The following is a 24,183-nucleotide window of genomic DNA, read 5'->3' on the forward strand; positions in this document are numbered from 1 at the left end:
GGTAGGTCTCCTGAAACGTCATCAGATGTCGAGCACCAGGTGCGGCGTCTTGGCGCGCGACACGCAGGTGCACAGGGTCTTGCCGTCCGCCTTCTCGCGCGGACTGAGGTTGTGGTCGCGGTGGTCGGGCACGCCCTCGATCACGTCGACCACGCACACGCCGCAGTCGCCCTGGCGGCAGTCGTAGAGCGGGTCCAGGCCCGCGGCGATGAGCACGTCGAGCAGGCTCTGGTGCGGCGCCACGGTCAGCGTCTTGCCCGAGCGCAGCGTGCGCACCTCGAAGGGCGCATCGCCCGCCTGCTCGATGGCACCGGCGAAGAGTTCGAAGTGCACGTGGTCGTCGGGCCAGCCGAGCGCGCGGGCGGTGTCGATCACGGCCTGCACCATGCCGCGCGGGCCGCACACATGCAGGTGGCGGCCGGGCACGGGCGCGGCCAGCAGCGCGCGCAGGTCGAGGCCGCGTGCCGGGTCGCCGCCGTCGTGCACCACGGTGCCGCCGAGCGCGCGCACCTCGTGCAGGTAGGCCGTGGCTTCTTCGCAGCGCGTGGCATAGACGAATTCGAAGGGGCGCGCTTCGGCCGCCAGCGAGCGCGCCATGCACAGCAGCGGCGTGATGCCGATGCCGCCCGCAAGGAGCAGCGGCGGCGTGCTGCCCGCGTGCAGCGCGAAGTCGTTGCGCGGCGCGTGCGCGGTCAGCGCCGCGCCGGGTTGCAGCGCGTGCATCCAGGTCGAGCCGCCCGCGCCCTGGGGCTCGCACCAGCAGCGAGTTCCGTGCGCCGGCACGCGGTGCCGCACGAACGGCCGGTCGCGGCCGTGCGCGCACGCAGCCGCCGGCGTGAGCGGCGTGACCGCGTCCACGACCAGCGCCAGCATGTCGGAAGCGCCGCTCATCCCAAGGGCAGCGCCGGGTCGGCGATGGTGAGCCCGGTCGATTTTTCCCAGCGCGGCATCAGCGTGTTCGACGGCTGCGTTTCGTCGACCAGCTTGCGCGCGGTCTCGGCGCCGGCCACGGGCAGGCCCTTGGGATCGAGCAGGCCGATCTGCACCAGCACGCTGGCCTGGTCCCAGTAGATGTGCTCGTGGTAGAGCTTGTCGCCGCGGAACTTCACGATGGCCACAAGCGGAATTTCCACCGGCTTGCCGGTGGGCGCGATGCCCGGCAGCAGCCAGTCGATCTCGACCGTGTGGGTGAAGCTGAACAGCATCTCGTCCACGATCTGCGTCGCGCCCACCGTGCGCGAAATGGGCGTGAGCCGCGTGTCGGGCGGCGTGCTCGGAATGAAGTGGTGCTTGTAGAAGCGCGACAGCTCCTTGGCGCCCACGCCGCCGGTCATGGTCGGGATGTGGTTCACGTAGGGCTCGCTCACCATCGTGGCCATGGTGGCGACCACGTCGCGCGTGGCGAACTCGTACTCGCAGTGCTTGTCCCACAGCGCCGAGAGGTCGTACACCGGGCCGATCGCGTCCTTGAACAGCGCCATCGAGCGCTGGTGCGCCATCAGCGTGGAGGGCTTGTCGAAATGGTCGCCGCCGGTGCGTGCAAACGCATGGTCGACGCCGGGGTAAACGTACATCTGCGCATCGGCCTTGCCGGCGAAGGCTTCGAGCACCTGGACGCGGGCCTCGGGCGGGCAGAACTGGTCGAGCTCCGCAAAGTGCAGGGCGATCGGGCATTCGATTTTCGGCACGAGGTCGAGCGCGCCCTCGATGCCCACGCCGTAGTAGCCCACGGCCGCGTCCACGCCCGAGCGCGCGGCGGCCAGGTAGGCCAGCTTGCCGCCGAGGCAGAAGCCCAGCGCGCCGACCTTGCCGGTGCAGGCCGGGTGCACGCGCAGCGCCTTCACGCTCGCCGTGACATCGGCCACGCCGGCTTCGATGTCGAACTTCTGGAAGAAGCCGAAGGCGCGCTGCCAGTCGTCGGGCGAGTAGCCCAGATCGACACCGGGCTCCATGCGCCAGAACAGGTCGGGCGCGAGCACCACGTAGCCCTCTTCGGCGTAGAGGTCGGCCACCTCGCGCACGTAGTCGTTGATGCCGAAGATTTCCTGGCACAGCACGATGCCGGGGCCGCGCCCCGAGGCCGGCAGGGCCAGGTAGCCGCGAAAGGTCTGGGTGCCGTCGCCGGTGGGAATGTCGATGGTGTCGCTCATCGGTTCGTCTCTCGAAGTGGTGGGGTCGGCGGCGATTCTGGGGAGCGCGCCGGCCTGTTGTCTGTCCATTTCGTGCAGCGGTTTGCGCCGCACGAAACGGATAGCGGGGCGCCGCCGCCGCACAGAGACTGCGGCCTGCATTTGCTGCTCCCCCACGTTCAACGAACTCACCCCGAGGAGATCTTTCATGTCGCAGGCCACGCCCCGATCCGTCTTGTGCGCGCTCACCGTCCTGGTGGGCGCGCTGGCTTTACCCGCGCAGGCGCAGACCGTGAAGGTCGGTCTGGCGATGGACCTGTCCGGCCCCTTCGCCGTCGGCGGCGCGGAGGCCAAGGCCGGCTTCGCCGTCGCGATGAAGCAACTGGGCGGCAAGCTCGGCGGCGTGCCGGTGGAGTTCGTCGAGGCCGACACGGCAGGCAACCCCGAGATGGCGCGCCAGGTGGTCGAGCGCATGCTGCTGCGCGACAAGATCGACCTGTTCACCGGGCCCGTCGGCTCGTCGGTCGCGCTGGCCGTGGGCCCGCCGCTCTTCGCGGCCAAGGTGCCCTACCTGTCGAGCAACACCGGCCCGAGCGGCTATTCGGGCGCGGGCTGCAACCCGTACTTCTTCGGCGCCTCGTACCCGAACGACGCGTACTACGAGTCGGCCGGCAAGTTCGCCTCGGACAAGGGCTTCAAGAAGGTCGCGATGATCGCGCCCAGCTACCCCGGCGGCAAGGACGCCATCAACGGCTTCAAGCACACCTTCAAGGGCGGCGTGGGCGACGAGCTGTACACCAAGCTCGGGCAGCTCGACTACTCGGCAGAGCTGGCGCAGATCCGTGCGTCGAAACCCGATGCGCTGTACTTCTTTCTGCCCGGCGCAATGGGCGTGAGCTTCATCAAGCAGTTCGTCGGCGCGGGGCTGTCGAAAGACGTGGCGCTGATCTCCACCGCTTTCTCGGCCGATGAAGACATGATCCCCGCGGTCGGCGAGCCGATGCTCGGCCTGTTCAACACCGCGCACTGGTCGTTCGACCTCGACAACGCCGCCAACCAGCGCTTCGTGACGGCGTTCCGCCAGCAGAACAACGGGCGCAACCCGTCGTTCTATGCCGGCCAGGCCTACGACGTGCTGATGGCGATGGACGCGGCCGTGCGCGACGTCGGCGGCAAGGTGGCCGACAAGCCCGCACTGCTCAAGGCAATCAAGGCGGCGAACTACAAGTCGGTGCGCGGCGACTTCCGCTACGGGTCGAACAACTTCCCGATCCAGAACTACTACCTGCGCGTGATCGCCAAGGACGCGAACGGGCGCATCGCCAACAAGGTGATCGGCACCGTGCTGGAGCGCTACCAGGACCGCACGGCCGTGCAGTGCGCGATGAAGTCCTGAAGTGCGCCGACGACGCGGCCTGCCGCTCAGCGCGACGACGCAAATCGCGGCGTCGTGAGCGTGGCGTTTTCCAGTTCGAGCACGAAGCGCATCGGGGGCCCTTCGACCAGCAGCTGCACCTTGAGCTTCGCCGTCAACGCGTCGACGCCGAGTTGCGCGCCTTTCCAGCTCGCTGCAGCGTCGCGCGCCGACAGCGAGGCGATGTCCGCGGTCAAGCCGCGGCCGGCGGACTTCGAGTGCAGCGCGATGGCATTGGCCCCTTCATGGCGCCCCTGCAGATGCACTTGCAGGCCTGGCATGGCGAGCAACCCATCGCCGAGCCGGACCTCGCCCGACAGCCCGGTGCGGGCCATCAACAGGCGCGCCTGCGCGGTCAGCCCGGGGTCGAGGTTGTCGCGGCCTTGTCGCAGCGTCGACTCTGCGAAGGCCTGCAGTTGCAGCTTGCCGCGCCCGGAGACCCACGAACCGAGCAGGGCGCCGCGGTGCTCGAATTCCACACCGGCGAGCGGTGCCGACGCGAACTGGTACAGGTAGCTTCGCCCGTTGGGCGCATCGACATACAGGCCCAGTCGGCTGATGCCCATGCGCGAGTCGGGTCCGACGTGCTCGACGGTCGCATCGTTGAAGTCGATCTGGCCGTGCCGTATCGGCACTGTCACGTCGGCGTCGAACAGCAGGTGCGCATCTGTGATCTGTGCGCGGACCGTGCCTTCGGCCTGGCCGAGCGGGTCAAGGCGCCACGCATCGTCTGGCGTCAGCGAGGCGTCGCCTGCCTTGCGCACGTGCGACGCCATGTTGAGGGGGCCCTGCAGCTTCAAGCCTGCACATTCGACTTCGCGCGCCTGCACGGCATCCAGGCGCGGCACGCCGGCGTCGGTTCGTATCTGCGCCACCAGGTCGTGCACAGCGATGCGGCCGATCTCCAGCACGAATGGCCCGGACGCAAGCTGCAGCGCGGTGGCCTCGATGCGCTGTATCCGGATTTCGAGCCCGCCGTCGGGTCCGGGCTTGCATGTCGCGCCCTCCAGCGTGAAGCGGTTGCCGTCGGCCTTGTCTGCCGCTGAGAGCGCCAGTCCGAGCGCGAGATTGAGGAGGGAAGCCGCGAGTGAGACGGTCATGGCGTTTTCTACCAGACATCGCGCCGCCAGCGATGCAGGACTGCAGCGCGACCCGAGCCACCCGCCTGCGCTCAATGCCTCGAAACAGAAAGGCGCGAATTGCCTTGCACGGTGTCACGCGAGGTGTCGCGCGGCAGTTGCCCGAAGCGCTCGCGGTAGCAGGCGGCAAAGCGGCTCAGGTGCGAGAAGCCGCAGTTCAGCGCCACCTCGGTGACGCTGGCGCCGTCGTGCCGCGCGAGCTGCGCGTGCGCGGCATCGAGGCGCATGTTGCGCAGCACCTCGCCGGGCGAGAGGTCGCGGTAGCGACGGAAGAGCAGGGCGAGGCCGCGGCGCGTGACGCCCGCGGCCTGTGCCACGTCTTCGAGCGACAGCAGCGAGTCGAGCCGCTCGCGCATGAACTCCTCGGCGCGCCGCAGCTGCCGCAGGCTGGTTTCTTCGGTGCCGCGCTGCGCGTCGGCATGCCGCTGCAGCACCGAGTTGGGCCGGTGGCACAGCAGGTAGAGCATGAGGTTGTCTTCGCAGTGCGCGAGCCAGCGCGGGTCGTAGCGCTCGAACTCGTTCGCCGGCAGCAGCGAGGCCAGGCTCGCGACCATGCGGCACCACTGCGTGCCCGCCGCGTCGTCGAGCCGAAGGGGCATGTCGAAGTCGATCTCGCCCACGGTGTCGGTGCCGCGCAGGGCAAAGGCATGGCGAGCGACTTCTTGCAGGCGGCTGAGTTCGATCTTCAGCATCAGCTGTTCGCAGTCGGCATGCCAGCGCAGGCGCACCGGCTTGTGGGCGGAAATGATGGCGCCTTGCCCGGGATGGATCTGCAGCGTCTGCCCGCCGGTGTGGATGTCGGCATGGCCGCGCAGCGGCATCTGCACCAGCACGAAGTTGCCGAGCGCGTCGGGCTCGATGTCGACGTCGCAGCCGTAGCGCAGGATGCACAGCGACAGTGCGCTCATCTCTGCGCGGCAGAAGATGGCATCGACATCGCCCGCGCCCCATGCGCTGCGGTGCGGCTTCAGTTCGCGCGCCACGCGCGCGTCGGTCTCTTCGGCCTCGCGCGAGCGGAAGACCTCGCGCCTGTACAGCGGGGACAGTTGCTGACTCGACCATGCGTCCATGGACACTCCTGCGGGGCCAAAGTGGGGGAAAGCGACGGAAACGGACGCTTTTTTCTACGCTGGAATCTACGTCGGTGCGCCGCGCGCCGCCATGGGAATTGCCCGGGCAACGGGCGTCCCCGTTGCAAGAAGCTTGCCCGACTTGTGTCTAAATACTGCGCAGGTTGACCCGCTTCGACAGTGCCTCCGCGCTCTCACGCCGCTCGCTGTAGCGGTCGACCAGGTGGTCCGCGCAGTCGCGCGTGAGCAGCGTGAACTTCATCAGCTCCTCCATCACGTCGACCACGCGCTCGTAGTAGGGCGAGGGCTTCATGCGGCCCGCGTCGTCGAATTCGAGAAAGGCCTTGGCCACCGACGACTGGTTGGGGATGGTGATCATGCGCATCCACCGACCCAGCACGCGCAGCTGGTTCACCGCGTTGAACGACTGCGAGCCGCCCGACACCTCCATCACCGCAAGCGTCTTGCCCTGCGTGGGCCGCACGGAGCCGACGGCCAGAGGAATCCAGTCGATCTGCGCCTTCATGATGCCGGTCATGGCGCCGTGGCGTTCGGGCGAGGTCCACACCATGCCCTCGGCCCACTGCGCGAGATCGCGCAGCTCCTGCACCTTCGGATGGTCTTCGGGCTCGCCGTCGGGCAGGGGCAGGCCGCGCGGGTCGTAGATGCGGGGCTCGGCGCCCATGGCACGCAGTAGGCGCGCGGCCTCTTCGGTCAGCAGGCGGCTGTAGGAGCGCTCGCGCAGCGAACCGTACAGCAGCAGGATGCGCGGTGCATGCATGGCGCGTGCCGTGGGCAGCAGCTCCTGCAGGCTGGGGATGCGGAACGCACCGGCGTCGAGCTGGGGGAGGTCAGGGCTTGGCGACACGCTGGCCTTTCGCGTCGATCACGGCTTCACCGTCTTCCTTGGAGAAGGCGCCTTGCTGCGGCTTCGGCAGGATGTCGAGCACTTCTTCGGACGGCCGGCACAGGCGCGTTCCGAGCGGCGTGACGACGATGGGGCGGTTGATGAGGATCGGGTGTTGCTGCATGAAGTCGATGAGCTGTTCGTCGCTCCAGGTCGGATCGCCAAGGCCCAGTTCGTCGTACGGCGTGCCTTTTTGGCGCAGCACATCGCGCACGGGCACGCCCATCGCGGCGATCAGCTGTGTGAGCGTGGCGCGGTCGGGCGGGGTCTTCAGGTACTCGACGACGGTGGGTTCGTCGCCCGTGTTGCGGATCAGCGCGAGCACGTTGCGCGACGTGCCGCAGGCGGGGTTGTGATAGATCGTGATGTCGCTCATGGGAATCTCGGTGGACGAAAGAAAAATGAAATGAATCAGCCGACGCTGAGGCGCAATGCGAGCGCGGCCAGCGTGACGGCCAGCACGGGAAGCGTCATCGCGATGCCGACCTTGAAGTAGTAGCCCCAGGCGATGGTCGTGCCCTTTTTCTCGAGGACGTGCAGCCACAGCAGCGTGGCCAGGCTGCCGATCGGCGTGATCTTGGGGCCAAGGTCGCAGCCGATGACGTTGGCGTAGATCATGGCTTCCTTCACGAGGCCCGTGGCACCCGACGCGTCGATGGAGAGCGCGCCCACCAGCACGGTCGGCATGTTGTTCATGACCGATGACAGCCCTGCGGCGAGGAAGCCGGTGCCGATGGCGGCACCCCACACGCCGCCTTGCGCGAACACGTCGAGCAGCGACGAGATCTGGCCCGTCAGCCCCGCATTGCGCAACCCGTAGACCACGAGGTACATGCCCAGCGAGAAGACGACGATCTGCCAGGGTGCGCCATGCAGCACCTTGCGCGTGCTGATGACGTGTCCGCGCGCGGCCACGGCCAGAAGAAGGGCGGCACCCACGGCCGCCACGGCGCTGACCGGCACGCCCAGCGGCTCCAGCCCGAAGAAGCCGACGAGCAGCAGCACCAGCACGACCCAGCCGGCCCGGAAGGTGGCCGGGTCACGGATGGCTTCGACGGGGTTCTTGAGCTGTGCCACGTCGTAGCTCGCCGGAATGTCGCGGCGGAAGTACAGCGTCAGCACCAGAAGGCTGGCCGCGACCGCGGCGAGGTTCACCGGAATCATCACGGCCGCGTAGTCGTTGAAGCCGATCTTGAAGAAGTCGGCCGACACGATGTTCACGAGGTTCGACACGATGAGTGGCAGGCTGGCCGTGTCGGCAATGAAGCCCGCCGCCATGACGAAGGCGAGCGTGGCGGCGGGCCGGAAGCCGAGCGCCACGAGCATCGCCATCACGATGGGCGTGAGGATCAGCGCCGCGCCGTCGTTCGCAAAGAGGGCCGACACCGCGGCGCCCAGCAGCACGATGAAGGCGAACAGCCGCCGGCCATTGCCGCGCCCCCAGCGGGCCACGTGCAGGGCAGCCCATTCGAAGAAGCCGGCTTCGTCGAGCAGCAGGCTGATGATGATCACGGCGATGAAGGTTGCAGTGGCGTTCCAGACGATGGCCCAGACGACGGGGATGTCGGCGAGCTGCACCACGCCGAAGATCAATGCGACGACTGCTCCCAGCATGGCGCTCCAGCCGATGCCCAGGCCGCGGGGCTGCCAGATGACCAGCACCAACGTGCAAGCAAAGATGAGAAGGGCTGTGGTCATTTTTTCAGGGCGCGTGCACAGGCCACCGGGTACTTCCCTCCGCGAATGTCCCCCGCCTTCGGCTCCTCCTTGATTTCGCTGCGGGAAGCACCCAGTGCCCTGTGCACTGGGGCACGCTGCTGGTGCTCGCCGATCAACGACCGCACTGCCCAACGCTCACGTCGATGGGGTGCCTTGCGCAGCGAAATCAAGGGGGAGGGCGAAGCCCGGAGGACATTCGCGGAGCAAGGTGCCCCGTCGGCGGGAGCACGCCAGAGCGCACGCACGCGGCGTGCAACAGCACAGGCTTTCATATGTCAGCAGTCGCAGGCGGTCGCCGGAAGGCAGGCTTCCCCTTGGCAGCAGTTCTCGGTGAGGTAGCCGAGCAGGCCGTTCATCCGGTCGAACGACGCGCGGTAGATGAGGTTGCGCCCTTGCCGCTCCTGAGAGACCAGGCTCGCGTTCACCAGCTCCTTGAGATGAAAAGACAGGCCCGTGGCCGACACCGCCAGCGCTTCAGTGAGCGCACCCGGCGTCAGCCCGTCGGGCCCCGCAACCACCAGGGCACGAAACACCCGCAGGCGCACGGGTTGCGCGAGTGCGCCCAAGGCGCGGACCACATCGTTTTCTTCCATTATTCAAGTATCTTTGAATTATTGAATCGAGGCAACCCACGCAACAAAAAGACCGGTGGCGCGAATCGGCCATCAGGTTGGCAGGCAACGGCCATCCGCGACGCATCGTTTTTTCTACAGTCGCCTCGGTCTATCCCCCAACGACGCATCCAACGAAGGAGACACCCATGTCCGACACCTATGTTCTGGTTCACGGCGCCTGGCACACCGGCGCCGAAATGGAGGCCGTGGCCGACGGCCTGCGCGCGGCCGGCCACACCGTGCATTGCCCCACCGTGGCAGGCAACAACCCCGGCGACAGCCGTGCGAACACCGGGCTGGACGACGCCATCGCGTCGGTGGTCCGCTACATCGAGGGCAAAGACCTCACGCAGGTGCGGCTCGTGGGCCACAGCTACGGCGGCATGGTGATCTCAGGCGTGGCCGACCGCATCGCGGCGCGGCTGCGGCGGCTGGTCTACATCAACGCCTTCGTGCCGCTCGATGGCGAGGCGCTCAACGACATGGTGCCGCCGCACTACGTGAGCATGTTCGACGCGGTGGCGGCAGCCAACGGCAACGCGGTGACGCTGCCGTTCGAGATCTGGCGCGAGGCCTTCATCAACGACGCCGACCTGGCGCTGGCGCAGTCCGCCTACGACCAGCTCAACCCGCACCCGTACCGCACCTTCACCGACAAGATCCAGCTGAAGCAGCCGCTGGCGGCACTGGCGCTGGGCAAGTCGTATGTCAATTGCCTGCAGGACACGGCGCTGCCGCACAGCCTGCCGTGGCATCCGCGGCTGTCGGAGCGGCTCGGCTTGTTCCGGCTCGTGGAATGCCCGGGCAGCCACGAGATGTTCTTCTCGAACCCGCTGCGGTTGGCGCAGGCGATCCTCGAAGCGGGGCGCGACTGACGGCAGTCGCGCGTTCGGTCAGCCGTTCGGAAAGAGCGCGTCGAACACGCGCAGCGACGCATAGGCGTCGTTGGCCGCGTAGCGGATCTGCGATTCGCTGAGCTGCTTGTGGGCCCAGTTCGACGTGGTCGCCTTGCGCGACTTGGCGAAGCGCTGGTTGAACATCAGCGCCACCGCCGTCTTCACGCCGACCGAGCGGCGGTAGCCGCGCCGGCGGAACTCGTCGTCGATGTCGAACACGGCCTGCGGTGCAATGGCCAGGCGCAGGCGGATCATCGACAGGTCGCTCGAGAGACCGAAGCCGACCTTGCGCAGCTCGGTGGAGGCGAGCAGGCCCGCGACCACGTGGTTGCACTCGTCGCGGTGCAGCTGGAACAGCCAGGCCGTATCGCGTGTGGCGAACTGCACCACGTGCGGGCCGGTCGACACCTCGTTCTTTGCAAAAGTGGGGCGCGACTCGGTGTCGAAGCCGGCCACGCCGGCCGTGAGCAATTCGTCTGCGGCGCGCTCGGCTTCGGCCAGCGAGGCGACGACCACGATGTCTTTCAGGTCGAGGCTGTCGAAGGGATCGAGCAGCGCGATCTGTTCGCGCTCGGGCAGCGGAGGGAGCCGGTGGCTGGGGTTGTTGCTGTCGTTGTTCTGTTCGTTCACCGGGTCTTCGCTTTCGCGGCCTTGGAAGGTGTCTTGGGTTGGGGCTTGGGCTTCTTCTGCTTCGGCGGCTGGCCCGAGCGCAGCGCGGCTTCGTAGGCGAGGCGGCCCCAGCGGGCGGCTTCCTCGCGGTCTTCGAACAGGTCGGCTGGCGCCTGCCGGTACGACATCGGCATCTCCTTGCCCGCGCGCACGTAGGTGAAGGGCGGCAGGTTGAGCGCATCGAAGTGCGCGGCGCTGTCGGCATCGGACTTGAGGTACAGCGTGTCCTTGGCGACGAGCGCGATCATGCGGCCCTCGTGCCACACGCCGTGGCCGCCGAACATGCGGCGGGTCTCGATGCGGCCGAAGCGTTCGAAGGTCTCGTGCAGGCTCTGGACGAATGCGCTCATGCGGTGATCTCGATGCGGTTGCCGTCCGGGTCGAGCACCACGCTCTCGTAGTAGCCGTCGCCGGTGCGGCGCGGACCGTCGAGCAGCGGGTAGCCGTCGGCCTTCAGCCGCTGCGTGAGCGCATCGACCTCGGCGTCTGAGCCGACCGAGATCGCGAGGTGCGTCCAGCCCATGCGTTGCGCGCCAGGCTCAGCGACGACGGGCGACTGGGTGCTCGTGGTCATGGCCTCGATGCGCGCGCCGTCGCCCAGGCTCAGGAAGCACGAGGCGAAGCCCTTGGTCGGGTTGACATACCCCGCGCCGGCGGTGGCGCCGAAGTAGTCGACGTAGAAGCGCTTGCAGCGTTCGAGGTCGGTGGTCCAGAGGGCGATGTGATCGATGCGGATGCGCATGGGGAAAGAAGAAGGGAGGGCGGTGTCAGCCCGTGCGCCAGGGCGCGCGGGCAGGCGACCAATGGTAGGCGATGCGTTCGCGCCCGCTGCCCGGGTGCCGGTCGACCACGCCGCGCACGAGGCCGTAGCGTTCGTAGAAGCGCTGCGCCTCGGTGTTGCTGACGGCCACGTGCAGCCGCCAGCCGCGCGGTATGCGCACACAGGCCTCGTCGAGCAGCGCCTTGCCCAGGCCCTGGCTGCGCAGGTGCGGTTCGACGAACAGCTGGGCCACGTACTCGCGCGCCGTGAGCAGCACCATGAAGGCCAGCACCTGGCCGTCGCGCTCGGCCAGCACCACGTCGGCGGGCGGGATGAATTCGGTCTGCACGCGGCGCAGCCAGTGGGCGATGGGCTCGACGTGGACGGCGCCCCGGTTGGCCGACACCCAGGCGCGGCGCCAGATGCCGGCGAGCACCATGTTCTCTTCGGCGCCGCCATCGCGCGAACGCAACTCGAAGGCGGGAATCTGGGCGGCAGACATGCGGACCATGATAGCCACGCCGGGTGCGAGCTGCACCCTTTGTGGTCAGCCGTTCAGCGTCTGCGCGTGGTGCGCGATGTGGTCGGCGATGAAGCTCTGGATGAAGTAGTAGCCGTGGTCGTAGCCCGCATGGCGGCGCAGCGTGAGCGGCTGGCCGGCGGCGAAGCAGGCAGCCTCGAAGACTTCGGGGTGCAGCTGCTCGGCGAGGAATTTGTCGGCCAGGCCCTGGTCGATGAGGATGCCCTGCGGATAGGGCGCGACGGTCTGCGACTGCATCAGCGCGCTGGCGTCGTGCGCGAGCCACTGCGCGCGGTCGTCGCCGGGCTCACCCAGGTAGCCGGCGAAGGCCTTCTGGCCCCAGGGGCACTGGGTGGGCGCGCAGATCGGCGCGAAGGCCGAGAGCGACAGGAAGCGCCCCGGGTGCCGCAGCGCCAGCGTGAGCGCGCCGTGGCCGCCCATCGAGTGGCCGAAGATGCCCAGGCGCTGGCCGTCGATGGGCAGGTGCTTGGCCACGAGCGGCAGCAGTTCGTGGACGATCCAGCTTTCCATGCGCCAGTGCGTGGCCCAGGGCTCGGCGGTGGCGTCGAGGTAGAAGCCCGCGCCGATGCCGAAGTCCCAGCTGTCTTTCGCGCCCGGCAGGCTTTCGGGCCCGGCGCCGCGCGGGCTGGTGTCGGGCGCGATGAGCGCCAGGCCCAGGCTCGCGGCCATGCGCTGCGCGCCGGCCTTCACCGCGAAGGTTTCCTCGTTGCAGGTCAGGCCTGCGAGGTAGAGCAGGGCGGGCACGGGCTTGCCCGCGGTCGCGGCCTGCGGCGGCAGATACACCGAGAAGCGCATCGGCAGGCCGATTTCGTTCGAGCGGTGCTCGAAGAAGCGCTGCACGCCGCCGAAGGCGTGGTGTTCGGAAAGAAGTGTCGGGGTGGTGTCGGTCATGAAGAAGAGGTCGTCTGGCTGCGCATCAGTGCGGGCACGAGTTCGAGCACGGCATCCGCGAAGGTGCGCGGCGCTTCCTGCGGCAGGTTGTGGCCCGCGCCGGGCACGAGGCGGTGCGAACGCGGCCCGCTGAAGCGGTGCGCTTGGGCCGAGGCATCGGCGGGCGGTCGCACGCCGTCGTCGATGCCGTCGAAGGTGATGGCGGGCATGGTGATCGTTGGCTGCGCGGCAAGGCGGTGTTCGATGTCGGCATACGCCGGGTCGCCGGGCACGAGGCCGAAGCGGTGGCGGTACGAATGGATCACCACGTCGACGAAGTCGGGGTGGTCGAAGGCGGTGGCGCTGCGCGCGAAGGTGGCGTCGTCGAATTGCCACGTCGGCGACCACAGCTGCCACAGCAGCTTCGCGATGGCGTTGCGGTCTTTCGCAAGACCGGCGCGGCCGCGCTCGCTGTGGAAGTAGTACTGGTACCAGAGGCTGTGCTCGTTCTCGGCCGTGTCCGGCTCCATCGCCGTGGCGATGTTCTGGATGTTGTAGCTGTTGAGCGAGACCAGCCCTGCGCAGCGCTCGGGCCACAGCGCCGCGACCACGCAGGCGGCGCGGCCGCCCCAGTCGTAGCCGGCGAGCACCGCGCGGTCGATCTTCAGGGTGTCGAGCAGCGCGAGCAGGTCGGCGCCGAACGCCGCCTGTTCGCCCGAGCGCGGCGTGGCATCGCTCAGGAAGCGCGTGCCGCCGTAGCCGCGCATGTACGGCACGACGACGCGGCAGCCTTGCGCGGCCAGCATCGGCGCGACTTCGGCGTACGTGTGGATGTCGTACGGAAAGCCGTGCATCAGCAGCACGGGCGGGCCGTCGGCCGGGCCGGTTTCGGAATAGGCGACTTCGAGGACGCCCGCTTCAATTTTGCGCAGGGGTTCCATGCGGTTCATGGCGGGCGCCTCCTCGGGCTTAGTACAGCACCACGCCGCGAATGGACTCGCCGCGCTTCATCAGGTCGAAGCCCTTGTTGATGTCTTCCAGCGGCATGGTGTGCGTGATCAGGTCGTCGATGTTGATCTTGCCTTCCATGTACCAGTCGACGATCTTCGGCACGTCGGTGCGGCCGCGCGCGCCGCCGAAGGCCGAGCCTTCCCACTTGCGGCCCGTGACCAGCTGGAACGGGCGCGTGCTGATCTCGGCGCCGGCCTCGGCCACGCCGATGATGATGCTGCGGCCCCAGCCCTTGTGCGTGCATTCCAACGCCTGGCGCATCACCTGCGTGTTGCCGATGCACTCGAAGCTGTAGTCGGCGCCGCCGTCGGTCAGCTGCACGATCGCGTCGACCACGTTCTCGGTGGTCTTGGGGTTGATGAAGTGCGTCATGCCGAACTTGCGGGCCATGGCTTCGCGCTCGGGGTTCAGGTCGACGCCGATGATCTTGTCGGCGCCCACCATCTTGGCGCCCTGGATCACGTTCAGGCCGATGCCGCCCAGGCCGAACACCACGACATTCGCGCCGGCTTCGACCTTGGCCGTGAAGAGCACCGCGCCGATGCCGGTGGTCACGCCGCAGCCGATGTAGCAGACCTTGTCGAAGGGCGCGTCTTCACGGATCTTGGCCAGCGAGATTTCGGGCGCGACCGTGTAGTTGCTGAAGGTGCTGGTGCCCATGTAGTGAAAGATGGGCTTGCCGTCGAGGCTGAAGCGCGAGGTGGCGTCGGGCATGAGGCCCTTGCCCTGCGTGCCGCGGATCAGCTGGCACAGGTTGGTCTTGCGGCTCAGGCAGAACTTGCACTGGCGGCATTCGGGCGTGTACAGCGGAATGACGTGATCGCCCTTTTTCAGCGTGGTGACGCCGGGGCCGACGTCGACCACGATGCCCGCGCCTTCATGGCCGAGGATGGCGGGGAAGATGCCTTCGGGGTCCGCGCCCGAGAGCGTGTAGTAGTCGGTGTGGCAGATGCCGGTGGCCTTGATCTCGACCAGCACTTCACCGAACTTCGGGCCCTGGAGGTCCACGGTTTCGATGGTGAGGGGTTGGCCTGCTTGCCAGGCGACGGCGGCTTTGGTTTTCATGGGATTCGGTTCTTCAGAGAGCGGAAGGGGTCAAGGATACTCAGGCGCGCCTTCAGGCGGGGCCAGCGGGGAAGATACCCGACATGCCCACAAAACCGGGCAGGTGACGGAAATCCCAGACCCAGCGGCGCAGCGCGGGAAACTCGTCGAGCGAGAGGCCGCCTTCGCCCGCCAGCGCCACGTACGGAAAGCAGGCGAGGTCGGCGATGGTCGGCTCGGTCGCACCGGCAAGCCAGCGCAGGCCGGTGGCGGCGTGCTGCTCGGCGAGGTGGTCGTCGAGCACGCGGAAGGCCGCGCGCGCGCCGCGCCGGCAGGCGTCGATGTCCAGGTGCGTGTAGCCCAGCGCGTCGTGCAGCCGGGCGGCCGAGGCGGTGCGCGTGATCTCGTCGGCCATGGCGAGCCACGTCGCGACCTGGCCGCGCAGCTTCGGGTCGGCGGGATACCAGTGCTGCGATGCGTCGTCGTAGCGGCTCGCGAGGTAGACGAGGATGGCTTGCGCATCGCGAAGCACGAAGCCTTCGTCGTCGATCACCGGGAGCTGGCCGAGCGGGTTGACGTGCTCGAGAAATCTTGCGGACTTGTGTTCGCGCCCCGGATGGAAGTCGACCGGCACGCTCACGTGGTCCACGCCGAGCCACAGCAGCATCTGGCGCACCTTGAAGCAGTTGCCCGAGAGCGGGTAGTCGTAGAGTTTGACGGTCATGCGGCGGCCCTCGCGGTGCCGAAGCGCATGCCGCGCTCGCGCAGCCAGCGGCGGTAAGTGACGGAGGTGGTGTCGCCGCGCGTCGGTGTCTCGGCGCGGCCTTCGAGCGGCATGCGCTTGAAGGCGTGGTTCTCCAGAATGGGCTTGTCCTGCCCGAAGATCGTGTGCTGGAAGGCGATGAGCTCGGCGTCGGTCGACACGTCGTCGAAGTAGGCCAGCAGCGTGTGGGCGATGACGTGCTCGTCGTCCACCGGCTGCAGGAACAGGCCGATGGCGTCGAGCTTGTCGGGCCGGTGGCTCGACTTGTAGAGCATGGCCGAGAAGGGCTGCATCACGCGGTACTTGTAGAACACCTCGCTGCCAGTGTCGTGGGCGGCCGAGGCGCGCGGTTGCCAGAAGCGGCAGTCGGTGGCCCAGATCTCGTCGGTGGCGGCGTCGACCTCGACGTTGTACTTGGCGACTTCGGTGTGCGGCACTTTGCCGAGGTAGTCGGGATGCACGAAGGGAAAGTGCGCCATGTCCAGGAAGTTCTCGATCACGCGCAGGCCCGACACGGCCACGCCGAGCCCGCCGCAATCGACGAGGCGGCGGCCGGGTTCTTCGTGCTCGGGGAAAGCGAACAGCGGGCGCGCGGGGCGGCCGCTGGGGCAGACCCAGAGGAAGCCGTAGCGCGATTGCACGGTCAGCGCGTTGGTGCCGAGGAGGGCGTGCGGCGTGCCGTCGGCATCGGCGTGCAGGTGCAGGGTTTCGCCGAGCAGGCGTGTCGTGCGTGGCAAGCCGCTGGCGGGGCCGACGACGAGCCAGTCGTCGAGCATGTTGGGATCGTCGGTGACGAAGGGCATGTTTTCTTTCTTCTTGTCAGTGCGATGAAGCAGCTTCGATCTCGCTGCGCAGCTGGCGCGCTGCGAAGTGCAATCGGGCCATCGCATCGGAACCGGGCGCTGCGTCGGTCCACAGGTGCAGGAAGCTCAGCTGCGGCTGGGCGTCGAGCAGCAATGCGGCGACGGGCGATTCGCCCAGCGTGCCTTGCCATGCATCGGGCATTCCTGTCGATGCGAAGCCGTGGTGCGCCAGCGCATCGCGCACCTCGGACGCGGCCACGCGCAACGTCAGCGTGCGGGCGAGGTGCCAGCCGGCGGGAACGACATCGGCCAGTTCGGCCGGCGCGGGCGGGCCATCGGCCGCGAGGCGCACCCACAGCATGCCCGCCGCATCCGCCGTGGCGAACACCTTGGCGCAGACGTTGCGCGGCGCCTGCATGGCCGGGTGCGCCGGGATGCGCACGCACGCGCCGCTGCCGGCCTCGTACTGCCAGCCGTGGTACGCACAGGCCAGGCGGTCGCCGCCGGTCACCTGGCCGAGCGTGAAGCGCACGCTGCGGTGGGGGCAGCGGTTCTCCCAGGCTTGCGGCGTGCCATCGGCTGCGCGCCACAGCGCGAGCTCCTGGCCTTGCGCGAAGCCGGCGACGATGTTGGCGCCGGCGCGCACCTCGGCGGAGGGGACGACGGGGTGCCAGGCCTGTGATGCGGCGGAGGGATTCATGGGTCTTGATCGTGGGGGCGGCGGAAAAGGGCGCCGCAAACCGGCATAGCATCGGCCATGCCCTTGTCGGCGGTGCCGCCTACCGTAGCGTGTCCGCCGCACCGATGAAAGCCCCATGCCAAGACGCTCCTTTTCATTCCTGCAACGACGACGCCCACCGCGGTGGCTTTCATGAGCGCCGGGCGCATCGACCTCGCGCTGGTCGAGGCCTTCGTGCTCGTGATGAAGAGCGGCAGCCTCACCAAGGCCGAGAGCCTGTCGGGCGTGTCGAAGGCCACGCTGAGCCGTCAGCTCACGCGGCTGGAGGAACTGCTGGGCGCCCAGCTGTTGCTGCGCAGCTCGCGCCGCATCGCGCCCACGGAGGCCGGGCGTGCGTTCTTCGCACGCTGCGAAGGGCTGCTCGGCGAGGTGAGCGGCCGGCTGGAAACGGCGCGCACCGAGGTCCAGGAGCTCACGGGCGGGGTGTCGGGGCGGCTCACGCTGCTGTCCGACACGCAGTTCAGCACCTCCTTCGTCTGCCATGTGGTGCGGATCTTTCTCGAATCGCATCCGAACGTGCGCTGCCAGCTCGATGTGGCGAACGGTGCGCAGGCGCCGCAGATCGGCGAGGTCGATTGCTACGTCGGCTCGGCGCCGCCCGACTTGCCGGACCTGGTCGCCAAGTTGCTGGGCCGGCTGGCCTACGGCCTGTACGCCAGCCCGCAGTACCTGGCGCGGCACGGCACGCCTCAGACGCCCGAGGCGCTGGCGCAGCACCGGATGATCGCGATGCGCGAGCCGTCGGGGCCGCCGTCGCCGCTGCGGCTGGTGTCGCAGCAGGCCTCGGGGCGCCATGTGGTGCGCACCGAGCCGGCCTTCGAGACCAACGACCACTGGGTGATGAAGACCTTCTGCATCGACGGCCTGGGCATCGCGCCGCTGCCGGTGTTCTTTGCCGGGCCTGAGGTGGCGCAGGGCGTGCTGGTGCCGGTGCTGCCGCAGTGGCCGCCGGAGGCGCGGCGGCTGTACTGCGCCTACCAGCGGCAGCGCTACATGGGGCAGAAGCTGCGCGCGTTCGTCGACCTGATGGCGCGCTGCGTGGCGGACATCGGGTCGTACAACCACTACGTGGGATCGACTGCTGCGGTGTCGCCTTCGGCACGGCGGGCGCGGTCGGCGGCGCGCCCATAATCTTGGCCATCTGCCGGCATCCGGTTGCTTCCTTCACCGATCCATCATGAAGAAAATCCTCGTTCTCAACGGCCCCAACCTCAACCTGCTCGGCACGCGCGAGCCCGAACAGTACGGTCGCGACACGCTCGCCGACGTCGAACGCATGTGCAAGGAAACAGGCGTCAAGCTCGGCGTGGAGATCGAATGCCGCCAGTCGAACCACGAAGGCGTGCTGATCGACTGGGTCCAGGAGGCGGGCCGCGAAGTGGCCGCGGGCAACATGCTGGGCGTGGTGATGAACCCCGGCGCCTACACCCACACGTCGATTGCGCTGCACGACGCCATCAAGGGGGCGAGCGTGCCGCTGATCGAGTTGCACATCTCGAACGTGCATGCGCGCGAAGAGTTCCGCCACAAGTCGTACATCTCGCCTGCAGCGCGCGGGATCATCGTGGGGCTCGGGGTGAAGGGTTACACGCTGGCCATCGCCGCGCTGGTGCCCTGACCCTTCCTCAGTAGTTCTGCTTGGGCGCTGCAGCCTTCCAGCTGCGGCTGACCCGGCCGCCGCTGTCGACGCTCTCCAGGTGCACGTCGAAGCCCCAGAGCCTTGCGACGTGCTTCAGCACTTCTTCGGCGCTGTCGTTCAGCGGCAGGTTGTTGCGCTGCGTGTGCCGCAGCGTCAGCGAGCGATCGCCGCGCGTGGCGACGCTCCAGACTTGGATGTCGGGCTCGCGGTTGCCGATGTCGTACTGGCGTGACAGCGATTCGCGCAGCGCCTGGTAGCCGCTGTCGTCGTGGATGGCCGACACCTCGAGCTCTGATTCGCTCTGGTAGTCGCGGATGGCGAACAGGCGAAAATCGCGCATCGTCTTCGGGCTGAGGAACTGGCCGACGAAGCTCTCGTCCTTGAAGTTGCGCATCGCGTAGTCGAGCGTCCTGACCCAGTCGGTGCCCGCGTAGTCGGGGAACCAGCGGCGGTCTTCCTCGGTCGGCTTTTCGCAGACGCGCCGAAGGTCGGTGAACATCTTGAAGCCCAGCGCATAGGGGTTGATGCCGCTGTAAGCGCGGTGGCCCACGGGCGGCTGGAACACCACGCTGGTGTGCGAGCTGAGCCATTCCATCATGAAGCCGTCGTCCAGCTGGCCGCGGTCGTACATGGTGTTGAGCAGCGTGTAGTGCCAGAAGGTGGCCCAGCCTTCGTTCATGACCTGGGTCTGGCGCTGCGGGTAGAAGTACTGCGCGATCTTGCGCACGATGCGCACCACCTCGCGCTGCCACGGTTCGAGCAGGGCGGCGTTCTTCTCGATGAAGTAGAGCAGGTTCTCCTGCGGTTCCGACGGAAAGCGGCGTGCGGCTTCGGCTTCCGACTCGGCGGCCTGCTCGCTCTTGCGCGGCAGCGTGCGCCAGAGGTCGTTCACCTGCTGCTGCATGTGGCGCTCGCGGTCGGCGCGCTGTGCGCTTTCCTGTGCCAGCGAGCGCTTCTGCGGACGGCGATAGCGGTCGACGCCGTAGTTCATGAGCGCGTGGCAGGAGTCGAGCAGGTCTTCCACGGCATCGAGGCCATGGCGCTCCTCGCACTCGGCGATGTAGTGCCGCGCGTAGACGAGGTAGTCGATGATCGACGACGCATCGGTCCACATGCGGAACAGGTAGTTGCCCTTGAAGAAGCTGTTGTGCCCGTAGGCCGCATGGGCGATCACCAGGGCCTGCATGGCCATGGTGTTTTCTTCCATGAGGTAGGCAATGCACGGATCGGAGTTGATGACGATCTCGTAGGCCAGCCCCATGTGGCCGCGCTTGTAGTTCTTCTCGGTGGAGATGAACTGCTTGCCGTACGACCAGTGCCTGTAGATCATGGGCATGCCCACGCTGGCGTAGGCGTCCATCATCTGCTCGGCCGTGATCACCTCGAGCTGATTCGGATAGGTGTCCAGGCCGAAGCTCCTCGCGGTCTTCGCGATCTCGGTGTGGTACGTCTCGATGAGCTCGAAGGTCCAGTCGGACGGGCTGGGCAGGCGCTCCAGGCGCGAGGTGGGGAGGTCGGTGCTGCGCGGCAGGACGGGGGCACCGGGAGGGCGTTCGGTGGTGGTGATCATGCGGGCACCCCTTCCTTCTTGAACAGATCTCGGAACACCGGGTAGATGTCTTGTGCGTCCGACACCTTGCGCATCGCGAAGTTGGGCGCCACGCCTTCGAGCTGCTGGTACTCCTGCCACAGGTTCTGCTCGGTCTCGGCCACCTGCACGTAGGCGTAGTAGCGCACCACGGGCAGGATGTTGTCGACCAGCAGTTCGCGGCACCGGCCGCTGTCCTGGTGCCAGTTGTCGCCATCGCTGGCCTGGGCGCCGTACACGTTCCATTCGCCGCTGGCGTAGCGGGCCTTGACGATCTCGTCCATGAGCACCAGCGCGCTCGACACCACGGTGCCCCCGGTTTCGGTGGCATGAAAGAACTCTTCCTCAGTCACTTCCTGCGCCTGCGTGTGGTGGCGCAAAAACACGAGGTCGATGCGCTCGTAGTGCCGCGTGAGAAACAGGTACAGCAGCATGAAGAAGCGCTTGGCCATGTCCTTGCGCGCCTCGTCCATCGAGCCCGACACGTCCATGAGACAGAACATCACGGCCTTGGCGCTGGGCACGGGCGTCTTCACGCGGTTGCGGTAGCGCAGGTCGATCGGGTCGATGTAGGGCACGTGCCGCATCGTGCGGCGCAGCTCGGCGATGAGATCCTCGGTCTCGCGGATTTCCTTCTGGATCAGCGCCGTCTCGGCCTGCGGATGCACTTTCAGGACCAGGAGGTGCGCCTCCAGGCGCTTGAGTTCCTTGCGCGGTTCGCCGCCGAGTGCGATGCGCCGCGCGAGTGCGCCGCGCATGGAGCGCACCACGTGCAGGTTGTTGGGCGAGCCGTCGCTGGTGAAGCCGGCGCGGTGGCTCTTCCACTCGGGCACTTCGGCGATCTGGGTGCGGATGAGGTGCGGCAGCGCAAGGTCGTCGAAGAAGACGCGCATGAACTCCTCGCGCGTGAGGCGGAAGACGAAGTCGTCCTCGCCTTCGCCGCTGTCGCTGGCCTCGCCGCTGCCCGAGCCGCCGCCGCCCTGGCCTTCGGGGCGCGCGATGCGGTCGCCCTTGAGGTATTCCTGGTTGCCGGGGTGCACGTACTCGCGGTCGCCGCCGCGCGCATGCCCGAACACCGGCTCGGAGACATCGTGGCGCGGCAGGGTCACGTCTTCGCCTTGCTCCAGTTCGCGGATGTTGCGCCCGCTGACCGCGCGCCGCACCGCTTCCTGGATCTGCCCCTTGTAGCGCCGAAGAAAGCGCTCGCGGTTGCCGATGGACTTGTTCTTGCCCGAGAGCCGACGATCGATGATCTGCTGCAGGATGGCCACGATGTTTTCAAGCTCCTTGCAAAACGGTGGGCGGTGCGTTGGTTGTTAGGTCCGTTGCACGCGCCCGTTGTTCCCGCTGTCCGCTATGAACTCTTGCGCACGCGCAGGTACCACTCGCACAGAAGTCGGACCTGCTTGGCCGTGTAGCCCTTCTCGACCATGCGGGTCACGAAGTCTTCGTGCTTTTTCTGCTCGTCGGCGCTGCTCTTGGTGTTGAAACTGATCACCGGCAGCAGCTCTTCGGTGTTGGAGAACATCTTCTTCTCGATGACTGCGCGCAGCTTCTCGTAGCTGGTCCACGCCGGGTTGCGCCCCGCGTTGCCGGCCCGTGCGCGCAGCACGAAGTTGACGATCTCGTTGCGGAAGTCCTTCGGGTTGCCGATGCCGGCGGGGCGCTCGATCTTCTCGAGCTCGCCGTTGAGCGAGGCCCGGTCGAACACTTCGCCGGTGTCCACGTCGCGGAACTCCTGGTCCTGGATCCAGTAGTCGGCGTAGGTCACGTAGCGGTCGAAGATGTTCTGGCCGTACTCGCTGTAGCTCTCCAGGTAGGCGGTCTGAATCTCTTTGCCGATGAACTCGGCATAGCGCGGTGCCAGCAGCTCCTTGATGTAGCTGATGTACTTCTGCTCGGTTTCCGGCGGAAACTGCTCGCGCTCGATCTGCTGCTCGAGCACATACATCAGGTGCACCGGGTTGGCGGCCACCTCGGTGCTGTCGAAATTGAACACCTTGGAGATGATCTTGAAGGCGAAGCGCGTCGACACACCGCTCATGCCCTCGTCGACGCCCGCGTAGTCGCGGTACTCCTGGATCGACTTGGCCTTGGGGTCGGTGTCCTTGAGGTTCTCGCCGTCGTACACCTGCATCTTGCTGAAGGTGCTCGAGTTCTCGGGCTCCTTCAGGCGCGTGAGCACCGACAGCTGCGCCATCATGCGCAAGGTGCCGGGCGCGCACGGGGCCTTGGCCAGCGACGAGTTGCGCACCAGCTTCTCGTAGATCTTGATCTCTTCGGAGGCACGCAGGCAGTACGGCACCTTGACGATGTAGATCCGGTCGAGGAAAGCCTCGTTGTTCTTGTTGTTGCGGAACGCCTTCCACTCGCTCTCGTTGCTGTGGGCCAGCACGATGCCGTCGAAGGGAATGGCGCCGAAGCCTTCGGTGCCCTTGAAGTTGCTCTCCTGCGTGGCCGTGAGCAGCGGGTGCAGCACCTTGATGGGCGCCTTGAACATTTCCACGAACTCGAGCAGGCCCTGGTTGGCCAGGCACAGGCCGCCGGAGTAGGCGTAGGCGTCCGGGTCGTCCTGGGCGTAGGTTTCGAGCTTGCGGATGTCGACCTTGCCGACCAGCGAGGAGATGTCCTGGTTGTTCTCGTCGCCGGGCTCGGTCTTGGCGACCGCGATCTGGCGCAGCACCGAGGGGTAGCGCTTGACCACCTTGAACTGGCGAATGTCGCCGCCGTACTCCTCGAGCCGCTTCACGGCCCAGGGCGACAGGATGCGGTTCAGGTAGCGCACGGGAATGCCGAACTCCTTCTCGAGGATCTCGCCGTCTTCGAGGGTGTCGAACAGCCCCAGGGGCGATTCGTTCACCGGGGAGCCGTGGATCGCATAGAAGGGCACGTGCTCCATGAGCTGCTTCAGGCGCTCGGCGATCGAGCTCTTGCCGCCGCCGACGGGGCCCAGCAGGTAAAGGATTTGCTTCTTTTCTTCCAGGCCTTGCGCGGCGTGGCGGAAATAGGACACCACCTGCTCGATGGCATCTTCCATGCCATAGAACTCCTTGAACGCCGGATAGATCTTGATGACCTTGTTCGCGAAGATCCGCGAAAGACGGGGGTCATTGCGGGTATCTACCAGTTCAGGCTCGCCAATGGCCTGAAGCATTCGTTCGGAGGCCGTTGCATATGCCGTCGGATCGCGTTTGCAGATATCCAGATATTCCTGCAGCGAGAGAACTTCCTCGCGGGTGCGTTCGTAGCGGGCTGCAAAGTTGCTGATCACGTCCATGGTCGCGCCTCCTTAGGTCGGCGGGGCTTTTGACCCCGATGCCTACAGCCAGAGACTGCGTCGCTCCTCTTGGAAGAGGGGCCCCGCCCATGGCCGTATGCCGTGGAAAACTCCCTTACACACTATCTACACAATCGGTTCAATCAGCATAAAGCAAAGAAAGAACCAGGCAAATGTTTTATTTATTCTGAACCCCTCTGCCAAGTAAAGTTCCTCGAAAAATGAGCAACTGCTTTTGGCGTTTCTGCTAAATTGAAAAGCTCGCGCTCGCGTAATTGTCCCCGGATGAAATGACTATGCCGAATGGCTATCGTCCTCATTGCAATTCTCCGGCGAACAGGTTTCCTAATTGAACCCGGGTTCAATAAAGCCGATGCCTTTCATCAATAACGCACGACCTGTCGTTTGGTTTATTGCATATCCAAAAAAACATTAAAGCAATCCCCGCGCCACTTCCACAGCGGGTGGCTGGCGCATGCAAACGTGGGAAGACAGCGCGGGCGCCGGTCGGCGGCGTTCCGCAACGGTGCGGGGAGCACCGTTCGCGTGCCTGGCGCGCCGCCAAAGGGCGGCGCTGGCCGAAAGAGGGCA

At 67.0% G+C, this 24,183-nt stretch carries 25 protein-coding genes; 4 read left to right on the top strand and 21 right to left on the bottom strand.

What is annotated here, in order from left to right; genetic code table 11:
* Positions 1–21 precede the first annotated feature (21 nt).
* On the bottom strand, positions 22–891 hold the full coding sequence (locus tag IG196_RS09495) for a PDR/VanB family oxidoreductase (protein ID WP_192195946.1): 870 nt from the start codon (positions 889–891) through the stop codon (positions 22–24).
* On the bottom strand, positions 888–2,150 hold the full coding sequence (locus IG196_RS09500) for a dienelactone hydrolase family protein (protein WP_192195947.1): 1,263 nt from the start codon (positions 2,148–2,150) through the stop codon (positions 888–890). The genes IG196_RS09495 and IG196_RS09500 overlap by 4 nt, the downstream gene beginning before the upstream one ends.
* A gap of 187 nt (positions 2,151–2,337) precedes the next feature.
* Between IG196_RS09500 and IG196_RS09505 the strand changes: the two genes are divergently transcribed.
* Positions 2,338–3,525, top strand: a complete 1,188-nt coding sequence (locus tag IG196_RS09505; RefSeq protein WP_101492088.1) for an ABC transporter substrate-binding protein — start codon at positions 2,338–2,340, stop codon at positions 3,523–3,525.
* Between the two features lie 26 nt (positions 3,526–3,551).
* On the opposite strand, the gene IG196_RS09510 is transcribed toward IG196_RS09505, so the two are convergent.
* The 6 genes from IG196_RS09510 to IG196_RS09535 all read right to left on the bottom strand — a co-directional run bounded on the left by IG196_RS09510 (position 3,552) and on the right by IG196_RS09535 (position 8,971).
* On the bottom strand, positions 3,552–4,643 hold the full coding sequence (locus IG196_RS09510; RefSeq protein ID WP_192195948.1) for a hypothetical protein: 1,092 nt from the start codon (positions 4,641–4,643) through the stop codon (positions 3,552–3,554).
* A gap of 71 nt (positions 4,644–4,714) precedes the next feature.
* On the bottom strand, positions 4,715–5,752 hold the full coding sequence (locus IG196_RS09515; RefSeq protein WP_192195949.1) for an AraC family transcriptional regulator: 1,038 nt from the start codon (positions 5,750–5,752) through the stop codon (positions 4,715–4,717).
* 148 nt (positions 5,753–5,900) lie between these two features.
* Complete coding sequence (gene arsH / locus IG196_RS09520) at positions 5,901–6,620, bottom strand: arsenical resistance protein ArsH (protein ID WP_192195950.1); 720 nt, start codon at positions 6,618–6,620, stop codon at positions 5,901–5,903.
* Positions 6,604–7,035 (bottom strand): arsenate reductase (glutaredoxin), encoded by a 432-nt coding sequence (gene arsC, locus IG196_RS09525; protein WP_192195951.1) that lies wholly within the window; start codon positions 7,033–7,035, stop codon positions 6,604–6,606. The genes arsH and arsC overlap by 17 nt, the downstream gene beginning before the upstream one ends.
* A 35-nt stretch (positions 7,036–7,070) precedes the next feature.
* Complete coding sequence (locus tag IG196_RS09530; RefSeq protein ID WP_192195952.1) at positions 7,071–8,357, bottom strand: arsenic transporter; 1,287 nt, start codon at positions 8,355–8,357, stop codon at positions 7,071–7,073.
* Between the two features lie 296 nt (positions 8,358–8,653).
* Entirely contained in the window at positions 8,654–8,971 is a 318-nt protein-coding gene (locus IG196_RS09535; RefSeq protein WP_192195953.1) for an ArsR/SmtB family transcription factor, read from the bottom strand.
* Positions 8,972–9,138: 167 nt separating this feature from the next.
* Between IG196_RS09535 and IG196_RS09540 the strand changes: the two genes are divergently transcribed.
* The gene (locus IG196_RS09540; protein ID WP_192195954.1) at positions 9,139–9,867 is read left to right on the top strand and encodes an alpha/beta fold hydrolase; all 729 of its coding nucleotides are present in this window, start codon (positions 9,139–9,141) and stop codon (positions 9,865–9,867) included.
* A gap of 18 nt (positions 9,868–9,885) precedes the next feature.
* Here IG196_RS09540 and IG196_RS09545 read toward each other — a convergent pair whose 3' ends face one another.
* From IG196_RS09545 to IG196_RS09590, 10 genes are read right to left on the bottom strand one after another with little or no spacing between them, the layout of a single operon-like run.
* Positions 9,886–10,518 carry a 3'-5' exonuclease gene (locus tag IG196_RS09545; RefSeq protein WP_192195955.1) on the bottom strand — a complete coding sequence of 211 codons (633 nt, stop codon included), beginning with the start codon at positions 10,516–10,518 and terminating at the stop codon, positions 9,886–9,888.
* Positions 10,515–10,907 (bottom strand): TfoX/Sxy family protein, encoded by a 393-nt coding sequence (locus tag IG196_RS09550; protein WP_192195956.1) that lies wholly within the window; start codon positions 10,905–10,907, stop codon positions 10,515–10,517. The genes IG196_RS09545 and IG196_RS09550 overlap by 4 nt, the downstream gene beginning before the upstream one ends.
* A complete protein-coding gene (locus IG196_RS09555) occupies positions 10,904–11,299 on the bottom strand; it encodes a VOC family protein (RefSeq protein ID WP_225616992.1) in 396 nt (131 codons plus the stop codon). Before IG196_RS09555 ends, IG196_RS09550 begins: the two co-directional genes overlap by 4 nt.
* Positions 11,300–11,324: 25 nt before the next feature.
* Positions 11,325–11,819, bottom strand: a complete 495-nt coding sequence (locus IG196_RS09560) for a GNAT family N-acetyltransferase (protein WP_225616993.1) — start codon at positions 11,817–11,819, stop codon at positions 11,325–11,327.
* A gap of 45 nt (positions 11,820–11,864) precedes the next feature.
* Positions 11,865–12,749: an S-formylglutathione hydrolase gene (gene fghA / locus IG196_RS09565; protein ID WP_192195958.1), complete on the bottom strand. Its 885-nt coding sequence runs from the start codon at positions 12,747–12,749 to the stop codon at positions 11,865–11,867.
* Positions 12,746–13,678 (bottom strand): alpha/beta fold hydrolase, encoded by a 933-nt coding sequence (locus tag IG196_RS09570; protein ID WP_192195959.1) that lies wholly within the window; start codon positions 13,676–13,678, stop codon positions 12,746–12,748. The genes fghA and IG196_RS09570 overlap by 4 nt, the downstream gene beginning before the upstream one ends.
* A 19-nt stretch (positions 13,679–13,697) precedes the next feature.
* Positions 13,698–14,804 carry an S-(hydroxymethyl)glutathione dehydrogenase/class III alcohol dehydrogenase gene (locus IG196_RS09575; protein WP_101492101.1) on the bottom strand — a complete coding sequence of 369 codons (1,107 nt, stop codon included), beginning with the start codon at positions 14,802–14,804 and terminating at the stop codon, positions 13,698–13,700.
* 52 nt (positions 14,805–14,856) lie between these two features.
* Entirely contained in the window at positions 14,857–15,507 is a 651-nt protein-coding gene (locus IG196_RS09580; protein WP_192195960.1) for a glutathione S-transferase family protein, read from the bottom strand.
* The gene (locus IG196_RS09585) at positions 15,504–16,349 is read right to left on the bottom strand and encodes an aromatic ring-hydroxylating oxygenase subunit alpha (protein WP_192195961.1); all 846 of its coding nucleotides are present in this window, start codon (positions 16,347–16,349) and stop codon (positions 15,504–15,506) included. Before IG196_RS09585 ends, IG196_RS09580 begins: the two co-directional genes overlap by 4 nt.
* Before the next feature lie 16 nt (positions 16,350–16,365).
* Entirely contained in the window at positions 16,366–17,049 is a 684-nt protein-coding gene (locus IG196_RS09590) for a Rieske (2Fe-2S) protein (RefSeq protein WP_192195962.1), read from the bottom strand.
* 171 nt (positions 17,050–17,220) lie between these two features.
* Between IG196_RS09590 and IG196_RS09595 the strand changes: the two genes are divergently transcribed.
* Both IG196_RS09595 and aroQ read left to right on the top strand, forming a co-directional pair.
* Positions 17,221–18,219: a LysR family transcriptional regulator gene (locus IG196_RS09595; protein WP_192195963.1), complete on the top strand. Its 999-nt coding sequence runs from the start codon at positions 17,221–17,223 to the stop codon at positions 18,217–18,219.
* 46 nt (positions 18,220–18,265) lie between these two features.
* The gene (aroQ, locus tag IG196_RS09600) at positions 18,266–18,706 is read left to right on the top strand and encodes a type II 3-dehydroquinate dehydratase (RefSeq protein ID WP_192195964.1); all 441 of its coding nucleotides are present in this window, start codon (positions 18,266–18,268) and stop codon (positions 18,704–18,706) included.
* Between the two features lie 7 nt (positions 18,707–18,713).
* Here the strand turns inward: aroQ and IG196_RS09605 are convergent, their stop codons facing one another.
* The 3 genes from IG196_RS09605 to IG196_RS09615 form a co-directional block, all read right to left on the bottom strand.
* Complete coding sequence (locus tag IG196_RS09605; RefSeq protein WP_225616994.1) at positions 18,714–20,297, bottom strand: SpoVR family protein; 1,584 nt, start codon at positions 20,295–20,297, stop codon at positions 18,714–18,716.
* Positions 20,294–21,586, bottom strand: a complete 1,293-nt coding sequence (locus tag IG196_RS09610; RefSeq protein ID WP_192195965.1) for a YeaH/YhbH family protein — start codon at positions 21,584–21,586, stop codon at positions 20,294–20,296. The genes IG196_RS09605 and IG196_RS09610 overlap by 4 nt, the downstream gene beginning before the upstream one ends.
* An 83-nt stretch (positions 21,587–21,669) precedes the next feature.
* Positions 21,670–23,592, bottom strand: coding sequence for a PrkA family serine protein kinase (locus tag IG196_RS09615; protein ID WP_101492107.1), 1,923 nt, complete (start codon positions 23,590–23,592; stop codon positions 21,670–21,672).
* Positions 23,593–24,183: the final 591 nt, after the last annotated feature.

Source organism: Variovorax sp. 38R, assembly GCF_014843395.1.
In the GTDB taxonomy this organism is placed as follows: Bacteria; Pseudomonadota; Gammaproteobacteria; order Burkholderiales; family Burkholderiaceae_C; genus Variovorax; species Variovorax paradoxus_H.